The following is a 17904-nucleotide window of genomic DNA, read 5'->3' as shown; positions in this document are numbered from 1 at the left end:
CCGTTGCCGCAGGTGAAGGTACTCCGCCCACCGAGTACGCCGGGCGGCGGGTGGTAACTGAGCTGGTGCACCGGTCGGGCGGGGTGGGCGGGCGAACCTCACCCACCCCTGGGCCGGCCTCGGCTACAGGGCCGACGAACTGCTCAACTCGACGTTGGGGTCGCTGAGCGCGATGACCTGGGCGGGGCTGAGCGCGCCCTGGAACATCCACACGTCGTCGATCTCGCCCGAGAAGTACGAGCTCCAGGCCCCGTTGGAGCGGTCTCGACCGAACTGCACCTGTGCCGCGGCCTCGAAGGGCTGCCTCGCCGATGCCCACGAGACATGGTCGGTGCAGGTCGTCTCGGTGGCTTCGTCGGAGCAGATCTGGTTCTCCAGCGAGCCGTTGACGTACAGCGACAGTTGGTCGCTGAACCCGTCGTAGACGACGGCAAGGTGGTTCCAGCCGCCCAGGCGGGCGCTCCGGTCGAACGTCTGCACAGCGGTGGTGCGCGTGACGGTGTTGTCGTCCTTGTCCGCGACGCTGACCTGCCACTGACCCACGTACAACTCCTCCGAGGTGTCCGGGTCGGTGACCGTCTTGAGGTAGTCCCAGCCGACCTGGACGGCGCTCTGGTTGCTTCCCGCCACGGACAGCATGGTCATGTCCCTGTTGGGCGAGCCCGCGGTCTGGGCCCAGCCGGCGATGCTGAAGCTCTGGCCGGTGTGGATCGGCATGGCCGTGGTGGCCGCGTAGGCTCCGACGCCGTCGAGCAGCAGGCTGCCGGAAGGGCTGCCACCGCTGCCCACGACCGCACCGCCGCCCGCGTTGATCTGGGCGCCCGTGTTCAGTACGGCGTTCTCCGCGGTGCCGGCGTCGTCGGGCGCCGCCGCGGGCGTGCCGGTCGTGCTGTTGAACTTCCACCGACCGCCGAGCTGCGGACGCTGCTGCACCATGGCGCGGGCCTCGTCCGTCGTGACGACCCGGTCGTAGACCCGGAAGTCATCGACATCTCCGACGAAGAACTCGTCGTTGACGCCCTCACGGCTCACCGCACCGATCTGGAGCCCACCGGGCGAAGCCCACGGCTTCGTCTGGGTGTAAGGGACTTCACCTACCTGGTAGCCGTCGACGAACAACCGCAGCTTGCCGGTCTTCGCGTCCGAGACGCCGATGACGTGGGTCCACTCATTGCTCGTGGGGGCGAAACAGGGCACCCCGTTGGTCGTTCCCGTGCAGGCGGGCTGCAGTACCGAGACGAGTGTCGCAGCCGAGGAATCCTCGGTGTAGCGGCCGAAGACCCACTTCTTGGCGGACGTCGAGTAGTACAGCAGGAACTCGCTCTGGTGCACTCCGCGCTGGTTGGCGATCATCCGCGGCTTGGTGCCGGTCTGCGGGGGCAGGCGGACCCAGGCGGAGACGGAGAAGCTCCGCGTGCCGTCCACCTGGGGGCGCGGGGTCCGGATGTAGTCGTCGACCCCGTCGAGACGCACGGCCTTGCCCGCCGCGCCGACCGCTCCGGCGGTCGCGCCGTTCTCCAGGCTCGCGGAGGCCGCCTCCGAGCGCCCGAACATCAATCCGGTGGTCGGCTCGTCGAGCGACCAGCGCGCCTTGGCCGGCCGACCCGTCGTCAGCGGACGCCCTGCTGCGACGTCGAGCACGTCGGCGCCACTCAGAGCCCGGTCCCACACCGCGATGTCGTCGATCCCGCCCGACCAGAAGTCGGACGGGGCACCCTTCCACTTCATCTGGCCGAAGGTCATCGCGCCCCGAGCGGACCACATGTTCACGTTGGGGACGGACTTCGCGACGGCACCGTCGACGTACAAGGTGAGGGTGTGGGCCGATGAGTCGTACGCCCCTGCGAGGTGGGTCCATTGGCCCTCCTTCGCCGGGGTGTCCGACTGCGCGATACACCAGATGTAGCCGGACAGGGAGTCGAGGCTGGATACCTTGATCGCCCACTTGTCACCGATGAGGCCCATGGTGATGGACTGGTGCTGTCCGTTCTGGGTCATCACGGCGGTGTTCCTGGTGGACACGATGCCGACCGGCTTCGCCCATCCGGAGAACGTGAAGCTTCGATCGGTCTCGACGATGGCACGGTCGGTGGCGAGGTAGCCGTCCGGTGTGGAGCTCATGCTCACGGCCGAACCGCTGCCGTCATGGCCCGCCTCGTTGGTGACTCCCGCTCCCGCCGTCGTCTCGAAGGTGCTCTCCGTCCCCTGGATCGAGGTGGAACCCGCCTGCTCGTCCATGGCCCACCCCGCGCGCTGCGGATGGCCCGTCAGGACGTTGAAGTAATACGTCTCAGGCTGTGAGGCGTTGCCCGCGCCGTCGATGGACCGGACCGAGAGGAAGTGCGGCCCCGGGGTGTTCAGCAGCAGCGATACGGACCGTTCGTCCCCGTTGGCCGTCGCGATCGAATTGGCCGCCGACGGTCCGGTGTCGAGCCCGTACTCGTACTTCACGACGTCGGTGGCGACACTGTCCACCTTGAACGTGCCGTACCTGCCGACACCGTCGGTCCAGGGCAGTGTGTCCGACTGGCTCTCGCTACCGGGAAACTCCGCGGACAGGACGCTGGGGCCGTCCGGGAAGCTGGTGTCGATGTGGATGTAACACGCCGTGGCGTCGCCGTAGGAGCTCCACGGGCCCCACTCGGCTCCGTCCCACGCACGCGCTTCCCAGCCCACCCAGATGTTCTTGGGAATGCTCGTGGGCAGACTGACGGAGAACGGCGAGCCGGATGCCTTGAACGCGCTGGAGGCGGGTGCGGTGCCCTCGGCACCCGTCGACCACCAGCGCCGCTTGTGGACGCCGTCACCCGAGTCCCAGGCGACCGCGAACTGCACGCCGATCCTCTCGTTGTCGGGATCCGTCGCGACCGCTGTGATCTGCGGGAAGCGGTTGATCTTGGTGCCGGTGGCCAGACAGGTGGAACCCGGGGACATCGTGAGCGACTTCATCGGGATCTGCCGCGGCGGCAGGTTGTAGTTCACCCGCAGGCTCGCGTCGTCGGTGAAGCGCTTCCAGGCTCCGGCGTCCGCTTCGTTCTCCGCCTTCAGACCGAAGGTGATGCTCGGCCAGCCGCCATTGGCCGCGTCCTGCACGGTGTTCTTGACGTTCGTGGCGCCGAACTCCAGGAAACCGGCGGCACAGCTCGAGCTCCAGCCCTTCGCGGCGTTCGTCGTCTGCAGCCACTTGTACCAATTGCCGCTGGTGGAGGAGTTGTTCCAGGTCGTTCCGGCGCCGATGGCCTTCGTCAGGTACAGCTGTACGGGCTTCGCGGTGCAGCTGTACGAGTAGGACTCGTACACGTTGAACTCGGCCGACAGGATGTGCTTGCCGGCGAACTTGCTCGTCACCGGGATGCGGTAGTAGACGCGCTTCACATCGGCCGTGGAACAGCGCGGAGACGCACAGTAGCCCGTCCCGAAGTCGTTCACGTAACTGCTGTTGTACGTGAACTTGTAGTAGGGCTGGTCCCCGTAGGTCTTGGAGATTCCGGCCCACGCCGAGGTGTGCGGGGTGTCCCACGCCGGGTCGATGAGCACCGGGTAGACCGTGTGCGGGTCGTCCAGCAGAGACTGCGACGGGGTGAGCACCATGACTTCCCCACCACCCGCGCCCTGGCCGTCGGTGGAGATCTCGACGCCGACGGGAGCCGCGTGCACGGCGTCGGCGGACGGCGCGGCAAGCAAGGGGGAAGACGTCTTGGCTGTCCGCGCGGCTGCGGGCGCCGAAGGTGCCGCGTCCCCGCCTGGACCGTCCTTCGCCACGGCGGAGGAGTCGTACATCATCGGCTTCGGCGCGGTGAACAGCGTTCCGCCCGCGGCCTTGTCGACCGCCTCGAGCGTGCCGTCCGCCCTCTCCCGCACGGTGATCCCGTCGGAGTTCAGACCGATGTGAAGCCGATCGAGTTCGGGGTTCTTCGCCGCCTCCGGCGTCTTCACGACGAGCAGCTGGTTGAACCCGGTGCGCGTGGCCGTCAGCCTGAGGTCGACGTCGGGCAGGACGGAGGCGTACGTCGCCGTCTCGCCCGTGAGCTGAGGCTCCGGCAGCGGCTTGGGCCAGGTCAGCTCGAGGACCTTGCCGGCACGGGTCATCCGGACGAGCGGCTTGTCGCCCCCGCCGGAGAAAGCGAGGTCCGACAGAGTGGCCTTCGGTTCCACCATGCCGCTGGGCACGCGCCTCAGGGTGGGGTCGATGTCCACCCAGGCGCCGCCCTTGCGGGTACGCACGGGCCGCGTGTGCGTGACCGATTCCAGTGTCCCGTCCGGACGCGCCGTCACCTCGCTCGACTCGGTTCGCATCGACGCCACGTCGACCGGCCTGCCCGACTTCTTGGCCTTCTCGACGGCCAGGCTCTCCGGCGTGTCGGCTGCCTCGGGCTGCCGGGCCTGCTCCATACCGATGGCTCCGGCCCCGGGCTCATCCGCGGCCAGCGCCACCGAAACACCCCCCGGCAGGACCGACACAGCTGACCAGACACGCGAGCGCCGTGGCGCGGGTCAGACCATGGACAGATCTCCAACGATGGCTCGGTTTCACAAACCCCCCACTCCCACTGTGAATCGTGCAGGGAATGAAAGGACTTCGGCGACATGGACGTCAACGCGCTTCAACAGCTCAGAGGAAGGAACACTCAGGGCGCTCGGCTCAACCGCGACAAATCCTCAGGAGCAAACAGGGCAGTTGCCCGCCCCCGCTGGTGACATGCTTCACAAACGGCCGAGGGCATGTTTGTCAGGTGTTTGTCGAGTGTTCCTCCCGTGACCACCGGCTCGGTGACGGGCACCGTGCAAGGGCCAGCGCCACCGACACGACAGTGAGGAGCGCCCGTCCCGGTACGTCTTGAAAGAACTCTTGATCATAAACACAGCTGTGAGGCGCTGCCTCCGCACGAAGGCATACAGCCGAACGGCACACGGCTGGTGCGGGGCGCCGCTTCGGCCCGCACGCCCGGCCGTCGGCGCCCTCAGGAAAGCGACTCTCAGTTCGCGACCTTCTGCGGGGTCGCCTCGCTCGGGCGGACGATCACGAAGCCCTGGCCCTCCAGCTTCAGCTGGACGGCCTCGCCCGAGCCGCCGCGGATCATCGAGCCGAAGGACTGCGAGCGGTGCAGCGACATCTTCAGCTGGTCGGTCCAGCCGACCACCGCGTCGGTGTCGACGAAGACCGGGTCGCCGGGGGCGACCGGGATGACGACCGGGTGGCCCTCGCACATCAGGGCCAGCTTGCCCTGGCCGGTGAAGACGCTGTTGAAGAGGCCGCCGCCGCCGATGCCCGCGCCCTTCACGGTCCTGATCTCGTAGTGCAGGGTCGGGTCGAAGCAGAGGACGTTGCGGCCGTTGACGCTGAGCGCGTCGCCCGGCTCGACGTCGACGATGAAGACGTTCTGCGCCTCGTGCGCGAACCACGCCACGCCCTGGCCGCGGACGGCCATCAGGGCCAGGCCCTCACCGGTGACCGCGCGCTTCAGGAGGCCGCCGAGGCCCTGGCCCTTGTGCTCGAACTGGAGGTTGCCCCGGAAGGCGATCATGGAGCCCTGGCGGGCGTGCATCTCGCCGTTGACGGTGTACTTGACCGCTTTCGGGTTCTGGAGGGTCATCCCCGGTATCGCGGCGTGCTCGGCGACATGGTCCTTGGAGAAAAGATCGCTCTTCATGGCAGGCATCCTGTCCCGGAACACCCCGTTCCTCCAAGAAACCGACGGGGCGGGCGGGACGGGTGGTGGCAGACTTGCCGGGTGAGCAGCAACGACATCGATTTTCCGCCGTCCGGCGAGGCCGACCCCCGTGACGAGAAGCCGCAGTTCGTGCTGCCGCTCGTGGTCCGGATCGAGCGCGCCGCGCCCCCGGCCCGTACCGACGCCCTGGAGACCTCGGCCCGCGCGGTCCTGGAGATCCTGGCCGACGAGCGCTCGGTGGGCGAGGGCGAGTGGGCGCGGGTGATGGAGGACTGGCAGGACGCCCGGATCCGCAAGGTCGTCCGCCGCGCCCGTGGCGCGGAGTGGCGCCGGGCCGAGGGGCTGCCGGGGCTGACCGTGACCGGTTCCGGGACGGACCCGGGGACGGACGCGGGGACCGCCACGGACGCGGACGCGGGGACGGACACCGCCGCCGCTCCCGCCGCCGAGGTACGGGTCTTCCCGCCCGTCCTGCTCGACGCCTGGCCCAAGGAGCTCGCCAAGCTCCAGGTCTCCGGCACCGACCTCGACGACCCGGCCGAGCCGGGCCCCGTCCCGGCGGACGCCGCCGTGCTGTGGCTGAATCCCGCGCTCGACATGTCGGCGGGCAAGACGATGGCCCAGACCGGCCACGGCGCCCAGCTCCTGTGGTGGGCGCTCTCCGACGCCGACCGGGCGGCCTGGCGTACGGCCGGTTTCCCGCTCGCCGTCCGCACCGCCGACCCGGCCCGCTGGGCCCGGCTCACGGCGAGCGGCCTGCCCGTCGTCCGGGACGCGGGCTTCACCGAGATCGCGCCGGGCTCGGCGACGGTGGTGTCGGAGTTCCCCGCCCTGGGACTGCGCGCGGAGTGAGCCCCCGGCGGGTGAAACCTCAAATGAAGCTCTGAACGTCTCCCTGTCCGGATTCACGCGCCCCGTTCCGGGTCATCACCCTCGGGAGCGCGTGCACCGCGTGACCGAAGGAGGGGGACATGGGGGAGAACACCCGTCTGGGGGTGGGGATCGGCTGGCGGCCGGAGATCGCGGACGTCGTCGAGGGACTCGCCGGGATCGACTGGGTCGAGGTCGTCGCCGAGAACGTCTGCGCCGGGCATCTGCCCGCGTCGCTGGTCCGGCTGCGGGAGCGCGGGGTGACCGTGGTCCCGCACGGGGTGTCGCTGGGGCTCGGCGGGGCCGACCGGCCCGACGCCGGGCGGCTCGCCGCGCTCGCCGAGAAGGCGGTGGCGCTCGGCGCGCCGCTGGTCACCGAGCACATCGCGTTCGTACGGGCCGGGGGCCCGCTGACCGCGTCGCCGGTCCTGGAGGCCGGGCACCTGCTGCCGGTGCCCCGCACCTGGGAGGCGCTCGACGTGCTCTGCGAGAACGTCCGGATCGCGCAGGACGCGCTGCCGGTGCCGCTCGCCCTGGAGAACATCGCCGCCCTGGTCGCCTGGCCGGGCGAGGAGCTGACCGAGGGCCAGTTCCTGTCCGAGCTGGTGGAGCGCACCGGGGTCCGGCTGCTGATCGACGTCGCCAACCTCCACACCAACCGGGTCAACCGGGGCGAGGACCCCTCCGAGGCGCTCGCCGCGCTGCCGGTGGAGGCGCTCGCGTATGTGCACGTGGCCGGGGGGCTTGAGCGGGACGGGGTCTGGCACGACACCCACGCCCACCCGGTGCCCCGGCCGGTCCTGGACATCCTGGGCGAGCTGGCCGCCCGGGTCGCGCCGCCCGGTGTGCTGCTCGAACGCGACGACCGGTTCCCGGCCGCCGCCGAGCTGGCCGCCGAACTCACCGCGATCCGCACCACGGTGGCGGCGGCCGGTGCCCGCCCGGCGCCGCGCCCGCTGCTGATCGGCGCGGGCGCCCGGATGTCCGGCGGCCCGATGCCCGTACCGACGCCCGTCCCGGACACCCCGCTGCCCAGCGTGCCCCGGCAGCGGTCCGGGCCCGCCGCCCGGCAGCGGGTCGCACTCGCGCAGACCGCGCTGCTGTCCGCGCTGGTCGCCGGGACTCCCGCGCCCGAGGGCTTCGACGTACGGCGCCTCGGGGTGCAGAGCCGGGCGCTCGCCGCCAAGCGGGCCGATGTGATCGCCAAGGTGGCGCCCGAGCTGCCGGAGATCCTGGGCGACGGCTTCCGTCCCGCGTTCCTGGCGTACGCGGTGCGCCGGCCGATGACCGACGGCTACCGGCACGACGCGCTCGACTTCGTCGAGGAGCTGCTGGTCGCCGGGCGGCCCGACGATCCGGTGGCGCGCCGGCGGCTGACCGCGTGGTGGCGGGACCGGGCGGGCATCCGGCCGCCCGGTCCGGCGGCCCGGCTCGGGCACCGGATCGGGAACCGCGTCCGCACCGCTCTGGGCCGGGGGTGAGACGGCGATGAACGTCTACGAAATGTTCGCGGCGGTCGTCTGGGCCGTGGTCCTGGGCGGCGCCGTCCTGCTCGTGGTCCGGCTGGTCCGGGCCCGTGCCGACCGCGGCGGCGAGCTGCACGACCCGAGCGAGGCCGCGTTCCTCGCGGGCGGGCCGCCGCGGGTGGTGGACGCGGCGCTGACGTCGCTGCACGCCGCCGGGCGGATCGCGATCGGCGGGCCCGGCATCGTGGTCGCCCGGCAGCCCGCCGACCGGCCGCGCGACCTGGTGGAGCGGGCGGTGCTCACGGAGCTGGCGGCCGCCCCGCACGGCGCCCTGCACGATCTGCGGCTCGCCGTGATGCGCGGTCCGGCGGTGCAGGAGATCGGCGACGCCCTCGTGGCCCGCAGGCTGATCGTGCCGCCCCGGGAACGGACGGCCGCCCGGCGGCTCTGCCTGCTGCTGACGCTCGGCTCGTTCCTGCTGGTGTTCGTCTCGGTGGCGGTGACCGTGGCCGACCTCGCGCAGCGCTCCTTCACCGACGACAGCGACGACGGTCTCCCGGTGATCTTCATGGTGCTGCCGGTGCTCATCCCCACGATGTTCGGTGGCATCCTCCTCGCTGCGTACAACGCGCGACGGCTCACCCGTGGCGGCCGCCGCGCGGGCCTGACGTACCGGCGGACGTACGGCGCCGACCCGGGCCCCTGGCACCAGGTCGGTCAGTACGGGCTGCGGGCGGTGGCCGACCCCGGGCTTCGGGAGCAGCTGGTGGCGGCGGCGCGGGTGTACGGCCGGGGGCGGGGGCGGGCCCCGTACCCGTCGCAGGCCCGGCGGCACGCCGGTGACGCCGGGGCGGAGGCGGCGGTCACCGTGGTGACCTGGTGCGCGGGCACCGGGGAGGGCGGCAGCGCGTGCGGCGGTTCTGGGCCCGGGGGCGGCTGGGACGGCGGCTCCGGCGGCGGGTCGTCCTGCGGATCCGGGTCCGGTTCCGGGTCCGGTTCCTGCTCGGCGAGCAGCTGCTCCGGCGGCGGCGCCTCGTGCGGTTCGTCCGGTGGCTCGTCCTGCGGGTCCTCGTCGAGCAGTTCCTGCGGGTCGTCGAGCAGCAGTTCCTGCGGGTCGAGTTCCTGAAGTACGCGGCGAGGGGGCCGTTCCGGTGGCGGTCCGTACCACCCTGCCGTACAACCGGGTCATGGTGTGGGTCCCGTTGCTCCTCGTCGCCTTCGTCGTCTCCGGCATCGCCTGTGCGCGGGCCTGCCGTGACGCGGTCGCGGCCGACCGCCCGACCGATCGGCCGACCGACCGGCCGGACGCGCGGCCCGGGGCGGGCGGCCCCGGCGGGCTGACCGTCCGCGAGGCCGCGTACCTGGCGGGCGGCCCGCTCAGGGTCGTCGACCTGACCCTGGTCGCGCTGCACCGGGCCCGGCTGCTGCTGCTCGCGCAGTCCGGCTGGGCCACCGTCGTGGACGGCACGGGCGGCCGGGACGAGCTGGAGCGGTCGGTGCTCGGGGCGTGCGGGCCCGGCGGGCAGTCGCCGGTGCCGGCGGTACGGCCGCGGGCGGCGGACGCGGCCTGCGTACGGGAGCTGGCGGCGGATCTGGTGGCGCGCGGGCTCGCCAGGGCGGAGCAGGACCGGCGGGCGACGGCGGCCGGCACCGGGCGCTGGGCGGCGCGTTCCTGCTGGCCCTGGCGCTCGCCGGGACGGCCGCGACGCTGGTCCCGGCGGCCGAGCGGGGGACGGTGCTGGCGTGGTTCGCGCTGCCGCTGCTCGGCGCCGGGCTCTGTCTGCTGATCGCGCGGGCCGAACCGGCGGGCTGCTGGGCCTCCCCCGCCGGGCGCAGGCTGCTCGCGGAGCTGTCCACGGCCGACCCGATGACGGCGCTCGCCCGGCGCGGTCCGGCGGTGCTCGAACCCGGCCTGCGTGCGGCCTTTCGGGGACATGACAGGCGACACCTGCCCTAGTTCCTTTACTTCACCGGCCCCGCCGCCAACGATCCCTCTGTGGTCCCGCGTTCGCGGCCACGAAGGGACGCGCCGATGAGGTCGCCGGTGAAGCTGAAGCTGAACATGTCGTCGTCCGTGGCGCTGCCCGCGCTGCTCCTGTCCGCCCTGCTCGCCCCGGCCGCCGCCGGTCCGGCGTCGGCGTTCGCCGCGGCCCCGCCCGGGTCCGACGCGCCGCCCGCCGAGAGCCGGGGCGTGCTGGCCGCCGCCCGGGCCGCGGCGGCGGCCGGGATCGCCTTCGGGGCCTGCCCGGCGGTGGAGCGGCTGCCCGCGCCGGTGGAGTGCGGCACCGTGCGCGTACCGCTCGACTACGCCGACCCGGCGGGCGCGTCGATCCCGCTCACGGTCAGCCGGGTACGGGCCTCCGGCCCGGCCGCCGACCGGCAGGGCGCCCTGGTCTACAACCCGGGCGGCCCCGGCGCCTCCTCGACGTACTTCCCGCTGGCCGCGCCGCTGCCCGCCTGGCACCGGATCGCCGCCGCGTACGACCTGGTCGGCTACGCCCCGCGCGGGGTGGGCCGGTCGGCGCCGGTGTCCTGCCAGGACCCGGCCGACCGCGCGAAGGGCCCGACGCTCGCGCCGACGGTGCCCTCGGAGGTCTTCAAGCAGGAGCGGACCGCGCGGGCCCGTACGTACGCGAAGGGCTGCGCCGAGCGCACCGGGGCGGCCCTGAGGCACTACCACTCGCTGAACAACGCCCGGGACCTGGAGGTGCTGCGGGCCGCGCTCGGCGAGCCGAAGCTGACGTACCTGGGCGCCTCGTACGGCACGTACTTCGGCGCCCTGTACGCCACGCTGTTCCCGCACCGGGTGCGCCGGATGGTGTTCGACGCGCCGGTCAACCCGGCGCCCCGGCAGATCTGGTACGTCAACAACCTCGACCAGTCGCTCGCGTTCGAGCGCCGCTGGACCGACTTCCGTACCTGGGCGGCGAAGCACGACGCCGTCTACGGGCTCGGCACGACGGCCGCCGAGGTGGCCGAGAACTACGAGAAGGCGCGGGCCGAGCTGGCGGCCGCCCCGGCGGGCGGCCGGGTCGGTCCCGGCCAGCTGCACGCGGCGATGCTCCAGGCGCTGTACGACGACCGGTTCTGGGCGGCCAGGGCGGGCGCGCTCGGGGCTTACCTGAAGGGTGACCCGAAGCCGCTGGTCGCGCAGGCCGCGCCGGAGCCCCCGGCCCGTACCGACACCACCGAGAACGGCGACACCGAGGCCGTCGGGTCCGACCCGGGCAACGCGGCGGCCGTCTACACGGCGGTGGAGTGCAACGACGCGCCGTGGCCGGAGGACTTCGCGCTCTGGGACCGGGACAACACCCGGCTGGCCGGTCTGGCCCCGTTCGAGACCTGGGACAACGTGTGGGCGAACCTGCCCTGCGCGTACTGGAAGGCGCCGCGCCAGACGCCGCTGGACGTGCGGACCGGGGTGGGCGTGCTGCCGCCGGTGCTGATCCTGGCGGCCGAGCGGGACGCGGCGGCGCCGTACGAGGGGGCGCGGGAGCTGCAGCGCAGGCTGTGGGGCGCGGCCCTGGTGACCGAGCGGGACGCCGGGACGCACGGCATCGGCGGTGGCCCGAACGCCTGCGTCAACGGGTACCTGGAGCGCTATCTGCTGCGCGGGACCCTGCCGGCCGAGGACGGCGCGGAGGGTGGGACGCCGGTGCGGCGCGCGTCATGCGCGCCGCACCCGGAGCCGGACCCGGTGTCGCTGGAGCGGGCGGCGAAGCTCCGCCACCCGTCTGATCTTCCGGGTCAAGGGGTCACCGCCCGGCTGGGCGCCGGACGGTGACCGGGTCGGGAGTGCCGGGCGGCCGTCAGGCCAGGCCCGCCACCAGGTCGGCGACGCTCTTGCGGCGGCCGGTGTAGAACGGGACCTCCTCGCGGACGTGCATCCGCGCCTCGGAGGCCCGCAGGTGGCGCATCAGGTCGACGATCCGGTGCAGTTCGTCGGCCTCGAAGGCGAGGAGCCACTCGTAGTCGCCGAGCGAGAACGAGGCGACCGTGTTGGCGCGCACGTCCGGGAAGCCGCGGGCCATCTTGCCGTGGTCGGCGAGCATCCGGCGGCGGTCCTCGTCCGGCAGCAGGTACCAGTCGTAGGAGCGGACGAAGGGGTACACCGAGACGTAGTCGCGCGGGTTCTCGTCGGCCAGGAAGGCCGGGATGTGCGACTTGTTGAACTCGGCGGGGCGGTGCAGCGCCATGTTCGACCAGACCGGCTCCAGGGCGCGGCCCAGGCTGGTACGGCGGAAGAGGTTGTACGCCGCCTGGAGCTCGTCGCTCGTCTCGGCGTGCCACCAGATCATGACATCGGCGTCGGCGCGCAGACCGGAGAGGTCGTACGTGCCGCGGACGGTGACGTCCTCGGCGGCGAGCTTGTCGAACAGCTCCTGGACCTCGGCGGCCATGCCGTCGCGGTCGGTGCCGTCGGCGGGCAGGACGTCGCGCAGCTTGAACACGGACCACAGGGTGTAGCGGATGACCTCGTTGAGGTCCTTCGCCTTCTTACCGGCGTTCGGGATCTTTTCGGGCGCACTCATACGCCTATTCTCGCCCGTCACGGACAGTGCCCCGCACCAGGGTCGGTCGTTTTCGACGTGGCGATGATCTCCTCGGCGATCTCGTCCGCCGCGCGCTCGGCGGAGGCCACGCAGGCGGGGATGCCGACGCCCTCGTAGGCGGCGCCCGCGAGGGCCAGACCCGGCAGTCCCGCGACGGCCGCGCGGACCCGCTCGACCCGCGCCAGGTGGCCCACCGGGTACTGCGGCAGGCCGCCGGTCCACCGGGTCACCGAGGAGGCGACCGGCCGGGCGGCGAGGCCGACGGCGGCGCCGAGGTCCTTGAGCGAGACGTCCACCAGGTCGGCGTCGTCCCGGTGCACCTGGTCCTCCTCGCCGTACCGGCCGACGGAGGTGCGCAGCACGAACAGGTCGGGGGCGCCGTCGGTCACCCAGCGCCACTTCTGGCCGGCGAAGGTGGACGCCTTGATGGTGTGGCCGTCGACCGGCGGTACGAGGAAGCCGGAGCCGGTGAGCTCGGGCAGGTCGGTGCGGCGGAAGGCGAGGGTGATCAGGGCCATCGAGGCGTACTCGACGGCGTCGAGCTCGGCCGCGGCGGCGGGCGCGTGGTCGGCGAGGAGCCGTGCGGTGGGCCCGGCGGGGGTGGCGAGGACGACGGCGTCGGCGGTGAAGGTACGGTCCGGGGTCACCACCTGCCAGCGGTCCCGGCCCTGGTCGGCGCCCGCGTCGGCGCCCGCCGGGGCGGTGCGGCGCAGGGCGGTGACCGGGGTACGGGTGAGGATCTCGCCCCCGGCGGCGCGGACGGCGTCGGCGACGGCGAGCGGCAGGGTGCCGACGCCGCCGCGGATCCCGGCGAAGACCGCGCCGGGCGGGAGGCTGCCGGGCACGTCGGGTGCGTCGGCCGGGCCCGACGCGGCGATGCCGGTGCCGCCGCCCGCCGCGTCGGGCGGGGTGGCGGCGCCCGCGCGCTGGACGGCCCGTACGGCGTCGCCGAGCGTGGCGTGCTCGCGTACCGCGTCGAACAGCTTCGGCACGGCGGCCTTCATGGAGATCGTGTAGGCGTCGCCCGCGTAGACGCCGCCGAGCAGCGGCTCGACCAGCCGGTCGACGACCTCGTGGCCCATCCGTTCGGCGACGTACGCGCCGATGGCGACGTCGTCGCCGACCTCGGTGCGGGGCAGTTCGCGGTCCCGGCCGACCCGGGCGACGCCCTCGGCGGACAGCAGGTCCGCGACGGCCCGGCCGTCGGCGGGGACGCCCATGACGTGGCCCTTGGGCATCGGCACCAGGGCGCCGCGGGACCAGACGGACGCGCTGGCCGTGGCCGGGGCCTGGAGCCGGTCGGCGAGCCCGACCCGTACGGCGAGCGCCACGGCCTCGGGGCGGCGGGCCAGCAGCGACTCGGCGCCGAGGTCGACCGGGGCACCGGCGATCTCCCCGGCGAGCAGCTTGCCGCCGAGCCGGCCGCCGGATTCGAGGAGGGTCACCCGGGCACCCGCCGTGAGGAGCCGGTGGGCGGCGGCGAGACCGGAGATGCCGCCGCCGACGACGACGACCTCAGGGCGGCCCGTGGCCTGCCGCGCGTTCGCGTTCGTGGGACTCATGGGGACCACTCTCTCAAATCGCCCGGGGTGCCCCGTTCCGAGGCCGGACCGTGACCGCATCGCGACCGCCGGACCGAAACCCGCTCGCGCATCCGCGACGTCCAAGGGGCGTCACACACCAGGACCTTGGGGGGTCGGCATGCGCACGGACAGCACGGACGGCACTGACGGCACGGACCGGAGAGCAGCACCTCGCCGGACGCGGACGGCGGCGACGGCGGGCGCGGTGCTGCTGACCGCCTCGCTCCTGCTCACGGGCTGCGCGGGCGGCGGCGCGCAGGACAGCTCGGCGAGCGGCGCGGACGCCAAGGACCGGGCGAGCCAGGCCGGGACCGGCTACGGCGGCCCGGAGGCGGCCGACGGGGCCGCGAAGGACTCCGGCAGCGGCTCGTCGAACGCGGGCGGCACGAACGGTACGAACGGCACGAGCGGCGCGCCGAAGCCGGGCGGTACGGCGCAGCCCGCGGCGCAGCATGTGATCCGTACCGCCGAGCTGTCCGTGGAGGTGAAGGACGCGGCGAAGGCCACGGCGGCGGCGCGCCGGACGGCCGTGGCGGCGGGCGGGCACGTCGAGAACGAGACGACCGAGCGGGTCGCCGAGGACCGGGTCAGCTCGCGGATCGTGCTCCGTGTCCCGCAGGAGCGGTACGACGCGGTGCTCGCCGAACTGGCGGGCGCGGGCAGGCTGCTGTCGCGCACGGCGGACGCGAAGGACGTCACCGGGCAGGTGGTGGACGTCGACAGCCGGATCGCCACCCAGCGGGCGAGCGTGGCGCGGGTGCGGGCGCTGATGGACCGGGCGACCCGGCTGAGCGATGTGGTGACCCTGGAGGGCGAGCTGAGCCGCCGTCAGGCGGACCTGGAGTCGCTGCTCGCGCAGCAGGCGGCGCTGAAGGACCGGACGACGCTGGCCACGATCACCCTCCAACTGTCCGAGCCGGAGCCCGCGGCCGTCGCCGGGGGCACGGACCGGCCGGGCTTCCTGGACGCGCTGCGGGGCGGCTGGGAGGCCCTGCTCGCGGCGGGTGCGTGGGTGCTCGTGGTGCTGGCGGCGCTGTTCCCGTGGCTGGTGGCGGCGGCGGCCGGGTTCGCGCTGTGGCGGTTCGTGGTCCGGCCCCGGCTGCCCCGGCGGTCGCGGGCGAAGGCGCGGGCGGGGGCCGGGACCGGCCCGGTGGACGGCGCGGAGCCGGGCCGAACGGAGCTGCCGTCGTAGCGTGTTCGTATGAGCGAACGACTGGTGGTCATCGGTGGCGACGCGGCGGGGATGTCCGCCGCGTCGCAGGCGCGCAGGCTCAGGGGTCCGGACGAGCTGGAGATCGTGGCGTTCGAGCGCGGGCACTTCAGCTCGTACTCGGCGTGCGGCATCCCGTACTGGGTCGGCGGCGACGTCCCGGCCCGTGACCGGCTGATCGCCCGCTCCCCCGAGGAGCACCGGGCCCGCGCCATCGATCTGCGGATGCGCACCGAGGTGACCGAGCTGGACCTGGCCGGGCAGCGGGTGCGCGGCCGCGATCTGGAGTCGGGCGCCGAGGAGTGGACCGGCTTCGACAAGCTGGTGATCGCGACCGGCGCGCGTCCGCTGCGGCCGCCGCTGCCGGGCATCGACGCGCCGGGGGTGCACGGGGTGCAGACCCTGGACGACGGGCAGGCGCTCCTGGAGTCCCTGGACCGGGCGCGGGGCCGCCGGGCGGTGGTGGTGGGCGCCGGGTACATCGGGGTGGAGATGGCGGAGGCGCTGCTCGGCCGTGGTTTCGAGGTGACGGTGGTGAACCGGGGCGAGCAGCCGATGGCGACGCTCGACCCGGACATGGGCCGTCTGGTGCACGCGGCGATGGACGGGCTCGGCATCACCACGGTGGGGTCGGCGGCGGTGACGAAGGTGCTCACCGGGGACGACGGCCGGGTCCGGGCGGTGGCGACCGAGCGCGGCGAGCATCCGGCGGACGTGGTGGTGCTCGGCATGGGGGTGGTGCCGGAGACCTCGCTGGCGCGGGCGGCGGGGCTGCCGCTCGGCGCGCACGGCGGGCTGCTCACCGATCTGTCGATGCGGGTGCGCGGGCAGGAGAACGTCTGGGCGGGCGGTGACTGCGTGGAGGTCCTCGACCTGGTGTCCGGGCGGGAGCGGTACGTGCCGCTGGGCACCCACGCGAACAAGCACGGGCAGGTGATCGGTTCGAACGTGGGCGGCGGTTACGCGACCTTCCCCGGCGTGGTGGGCACGGCGGTGTCGAAGGTGTGCGACCTGGAGATCGCCCGTACCGGGCTGCGGGAGAAGGACGCCCGGGCGGTGGGGCTGCGGTACGTGACCGTGACGGTGGAGTCGACGAGCCGGGCGGGCTACTACCCGGGGGCGGCCCCGATGACGGTGAAGATGCTGGCCGAGCGGCGCACCGGGCGGCTGCTCGGGGTGCAGATCGTGGGCCGTGAGGGCGCCGCGAAGCGGGTGGACATCGCGGCGGTGGCGCTGACCGCCGGGATGACGGTGGAGGCGATGACGGCGCTCGACCTGGGGTACGCGCCGCCGTTCTCGCCGGTGTGGGACCCGGTCCTGGTGGCGGCGCGGAAGGCGGTCCTCGCCGTCCGGGCGGCGGGGTAGCGAAACCCCGGCCCGCCCGGGCGGCCGTGCCGCCAGGTCCGGCGGCGGGTCGGACGGTGGGTCAGACGGCGGTGCGGGTGTGGACGTGCTCGACCAGGCGGGTCAGCGCGTCCGGGTCCATGGCGGGCATGACGCCGTGGCCGAGGTTGAAGACGTGGCCCTCCAGGCCCTTCGCGGCGGCGAGCACCTCGTCGGCCTTGGCCTCGACGACCTCGCGGGAGGCGAAGAGCACGGCCGGGTCCAGGTTGCCCTGGAGCGCCTTGCCGGGGCCGACGCGGCGGGCGGCCTCGTCGAGCGGGACCCGCCAGTCGACGCCGACGACGTCCGCGCCCGCCTCGCCCATGAGGCCGAGCAGCTCGCCCGTACCGACACCGAAGTGGATGCGCGGGACGCCGTACGAGGCGACCGCGTCGAAGACCTTGGCGGAGGCGGGCATCACCGAGCGGCGGTAGTCGGCCGGGGCGAGCGCGCCGACCCAGGAGTCGAACAGCTGGACGGCGGAGGCGCCGGCCTCGATCTGCACCTTGAGGAAGGCGGAGGTGATCTCGGCGAGGCGGTCGAGCAGGTCGGCCCAGAGCTGCGGGTCGCCGTACATGAGCGCCTTGGTGTGCTCGTGGCTGCGGGACGGGCCGCCCTCGACGAGGTAGCTCGCGAGGGTGAACGGGGCGCCCGCGAAGCCGATCAGCGGGGTGCCGCCGAGCTCGCCGGTGAGCATGCCGATGGCCTCGGTGACGTAGTGCACGTCCTCCGGGGTCAGGTCGCGCAGCCGGGCCAGGTCGGCGCGGGTGCGGATGGGGTCGGCGACGACCGGGCCGACGCCGGGCTTGATGTCGAGGTCGATGCCGATGGCCTTGAGCGGGACGACGATGTCGCTGAAGTAGATGGCCGCGTCGACCTTGTGGCGGCGCACCGGCTGCAGGGTGATCTCGGTGACCAGCTCGGGCCGCATGCACGAGTCGAGCATCGGGATGCCCTCGCGGACCTTCAGGTACTCGGGCAGCGACCGCCCGGCCTGCCGCATGAACCAGACCGGCGTGTGCGGCACGGGCTCGCGGCGGCACGCCTTGAGGAACGCGGAGTCGTACGTCTGCGGCTGGTGCTTCGTCGGGTTGCCCTCGGGGCGGTCGTTGGCGCTCACGACCAGAATCTTCGCATGTGGCGAGAAGCCGCTCGCCCGGCCCGGGT

Annotated in this window: 13 protein-coding genes; 8 read left to right on the top strand and 5 right to left on the bottom strand. The window is 73.4% G+C overall.

Annotated elements, in window-relative coordinates:
- Nucleotides 1-123: 123 nt before the first annotated feature.
- Both ACIPXM_RS07455 and ACIPXM_RS07450 read right to left on the bottom strand, forming a co-directional pair.
- A complete protein-coding gene (locus ACIPXM_RS07455) occupies nucleotides 124-4392 on the bottom strand; it encodes a LamG-like jellyroll fold domain-containing protein (protein WP_401652978.1) in 4269 nt (1422 codons plus the stop codon).
- Between the two features lie 584 nt (nucleotides 4393-4976).
- Nucleotides 4977-5651, bottom strand: coding sequence for an AIM24 family protein (locus ACIPXM_RS07450; RefSeq protein ID WP_401652976.1), 675 nt, complete (start codon nucleotides 5649-5651; stop codon nucleotides 4977-4979).
- Between the two features lie 81 nt (nucleotides 5652-5732).
- Between ACIPXM_RS07450 and ACIPXM_RS07445 the strand changes: the two genes are divergently transcribed.
- From ACIPXM_RS07445 to ACIPXM_RS07420, 6 genes are all read left to right on the top strand, one after another.
- The gene (locus ACIPXM_RS07445) at nucleotides 5733-6524 is read left to right on the top strand and encodes a peptidyl-tRNA hydrolase (protein WP_401652975.1); all 792 of its coding nucleotides are present in this window, start codon (nucleotides 5733-5735) and stop codon (nucleotides 6522-6524) included.
- Between the two features lie 119 nt (nucleotides 6525-6643).
- Complete coding sequence (locus ACIPXM_RS07440; RefSeq protein WP_401652973.1) at nucleotides 6644-8023, top strand: DUF692 domain-containing protein; 1380 nt, start codon at nucleotides 6644-6646, stop codon at nucleotides 8021-8023.
- Between the two features lie 7 nt (nucleotides 8024-8030).
- Nucleotides 8031-9134, top strand: coding sequence for a TIGR04222 domain-containing membrane protein (locus tag ACIPXM_RS07435; RefSeq protein WP_401652971.1), 1104 nt, complete (start codon nucleotides 8031-8033; stop codon nucleotides 9132-9134).
- Between the two features lie 25 nt (nucleotides 9135-9159).
- Entirely contained in the window at nucleotides 9160-9795 is a 636-nt protein-coding gene (locus tag ACIPXM_RS07430; RefSeq protein WP_401652969.1) for a TIGR04222 domain-containing membrane protein, read from the top strand.
- Nucleotides 9744-9965 (top strand): hypothetical protein, encoded by a 222-nt coding sequence (locus tag ACIPXM_RS07425; protein WP_401652968.1) that lies wholly within the window; start codon nucleotides 9744-9746, stop codon nucleotides 9963-9965. Before ACIPXM_RS07430 ends, ACIPXM_RS07425 begins: the two co-directional genes overlap by 52 nt.
- Nucleotides 9966-10040: 75 nt before the next feature.
- Nucleotides 10041-11792 (top strand): alpha/beta hydrolase, encoded by a 1752-nt coding sequence (locus ACIPXM_RS07420; RefSeq protein ID WP_401652966.1) that lies wholly within the window; start codon nucleotides 10041-10043, stop codon nucleotides 11790-11792.
- Between the two features lie 25 nt (nucleotides 11793-11817).
- On the opposite strand, the gene hemQ is transcribed toward ACIPXM_RS07420, so the two are convergent.
- Nucleotides 11818-12540: a hydrogen peroxide-dependent heme synthase gene (gene hemQ, locus ACIPXM_RS07415; protein ID WP_401652964.1), complete on the bottom strand. Its 723-nt coding sequence runs from the start codon at nucleotides 12538-12540 to the stop codon at nucleotides 11818-11820.
- Between the two features lie 17 nt (nucleotides 12541-12557).
- Nucleotides 12558-14123, bottom strand: a complete 1566-nt coding sequence (gene hemG / locus ACIPXM_RS07410) for a protoporphyrinogen oxidase (RefSeq protein ID WP_401652962.1) — start codon at nucleotides 14121-14123, stop codon at nucleotides 12558-12560.
- Between the two features lie 139 nt (nucleotides 14124-14262).
- On the opposite strand from hemG, the gene ACIPXM_RS07405 reads away from it, so the two are divergent.
- Together ACIPXM_RS07405 and ACIPXM_RS07400 are read left to right on the top strand one after the other, a co-directional pair.
- Nucleotides 14263-15336, top strand: coding sequence for a DUF4349 domain-containing protein (locus ACIPXM_RS07405; protein WP_401652960.1), 1074 nt, complete (start codon nucleotides 14263-14265; stop codon nucleotides 15334-15336).
- A 9-nt stretch (nucleotides 15337-15345) separates the two neighbouring features.
- Nucleotides 15346-16719: an FAD-dependent oxidoreductase gene (locus tag ACIPXM_RS07400; RefSeq protein WP_401652958.1), complete on the top strand. Its 1374-nt coding sequence runs from the start codon at nucleotides 15346-15348 to the stop codon at nucleotides 16717-16719.
- 61 nt (nucleotides 16720-16780) lie between these two features.
- Here ACIPXM_RS07400 and hemE read toward each other — a convergent pair whose 3' ends face one another.
- Nucleotides 16781-17857 (bottom strand): uroporphyrinogen decarboxylase, encoded by a 1077-nt coding sequence (gene hemE, locus ACIPXM_RS07395; protein WP_401652956.1) that lies wholly within the window; start codon nucleotides 17855-17857, stop codon nucleotides 16781-16783.
- Between the last annotated feature and the right edge of the window lie 47 nt (nucleotides 17858-17904).

Origin of the sequence: Streptomyces sp. NPDC090025 (assembly GCF_044748125.1) — a bacterium.
Taxonomy (GTDB): domain Bacteria; phylum Actinomycetota; class Actinomycetes; order Streptomycetales; family Streptomycetaceae; genus Streptomyces.
This window is presented reverse-complemented; position numbering and strand designations above follow the sequence as displayed.

Excerpts from the sequence above, each read along its gene's own strand:
- ACIPXM_RS07400 (WP_401652958.1), top strand. The coding sequence starts at position 15,346 with ATGAGCGAACGACTGGTGGTCATCGGTGGCGACGCGGCGGGGATGTCC.
- hemG (WP_401652962.1), bottom strand. The coding sequence starts at position 14,123 with ATGAGTCCCACGAACGCGAACGCGCGGCAGGCCACGGGCCGCCCTGAG.
- ACIPXM_RS07450 (WP_401652976.1), bottom strand. The coding sequence starts at position 5,651 with ATGAAGAGCGATCTTTTCTCCAAGGACCATGTCGCCGAGCACGCCGCG.
- ACIPXM_RS07455 (WP_401652978.1), bottom strand. The coding sequence starts at position 4,392 with ATGGAGCAGGCCCGGCAGCCCGAGGCAGCCGACACGCCGGAGAGCCTG.
- ACIPXM_RS07435 (WP_401652971.1), top strand. The coding sequence starts at position 8,031 with ATGAACGTCTACGAAATGTTCGCGGCGGTCGTCTGGGCCGTGGTCCTG.
- ACIPXM_RS07420 (WP_401652966.1), top strand. The coding sequence starts at position 10,041 with ATGAGGTCGCCGGTGAAGCTGAAGCTGAACATGTCGTCGTCCGTGGCG.
- ACIPXM_RS07440 (WP_401652973.1), top strand. The coding sequence starts at position 6,644 with ATGGGGGAGAACACCCGTCTGGGGGTGGGGATCGGCTGGCGGCCGGAG.
- ACIPXM_RS07405 (WP_401652960.1), top strand. The coding sequence starts at position 14,263 with ATGCGCACGGACAGCACGGACGGCACTGACGGCACGGACCGGAGAGCA.
- hemQ (WP_401652964.1), bottom strand. The coding sequence starts at position 12,540 with ATGAGTGCGCCCGAAAAGATCCCGAACGCCGGTAAGAAGGCGAAGGAC.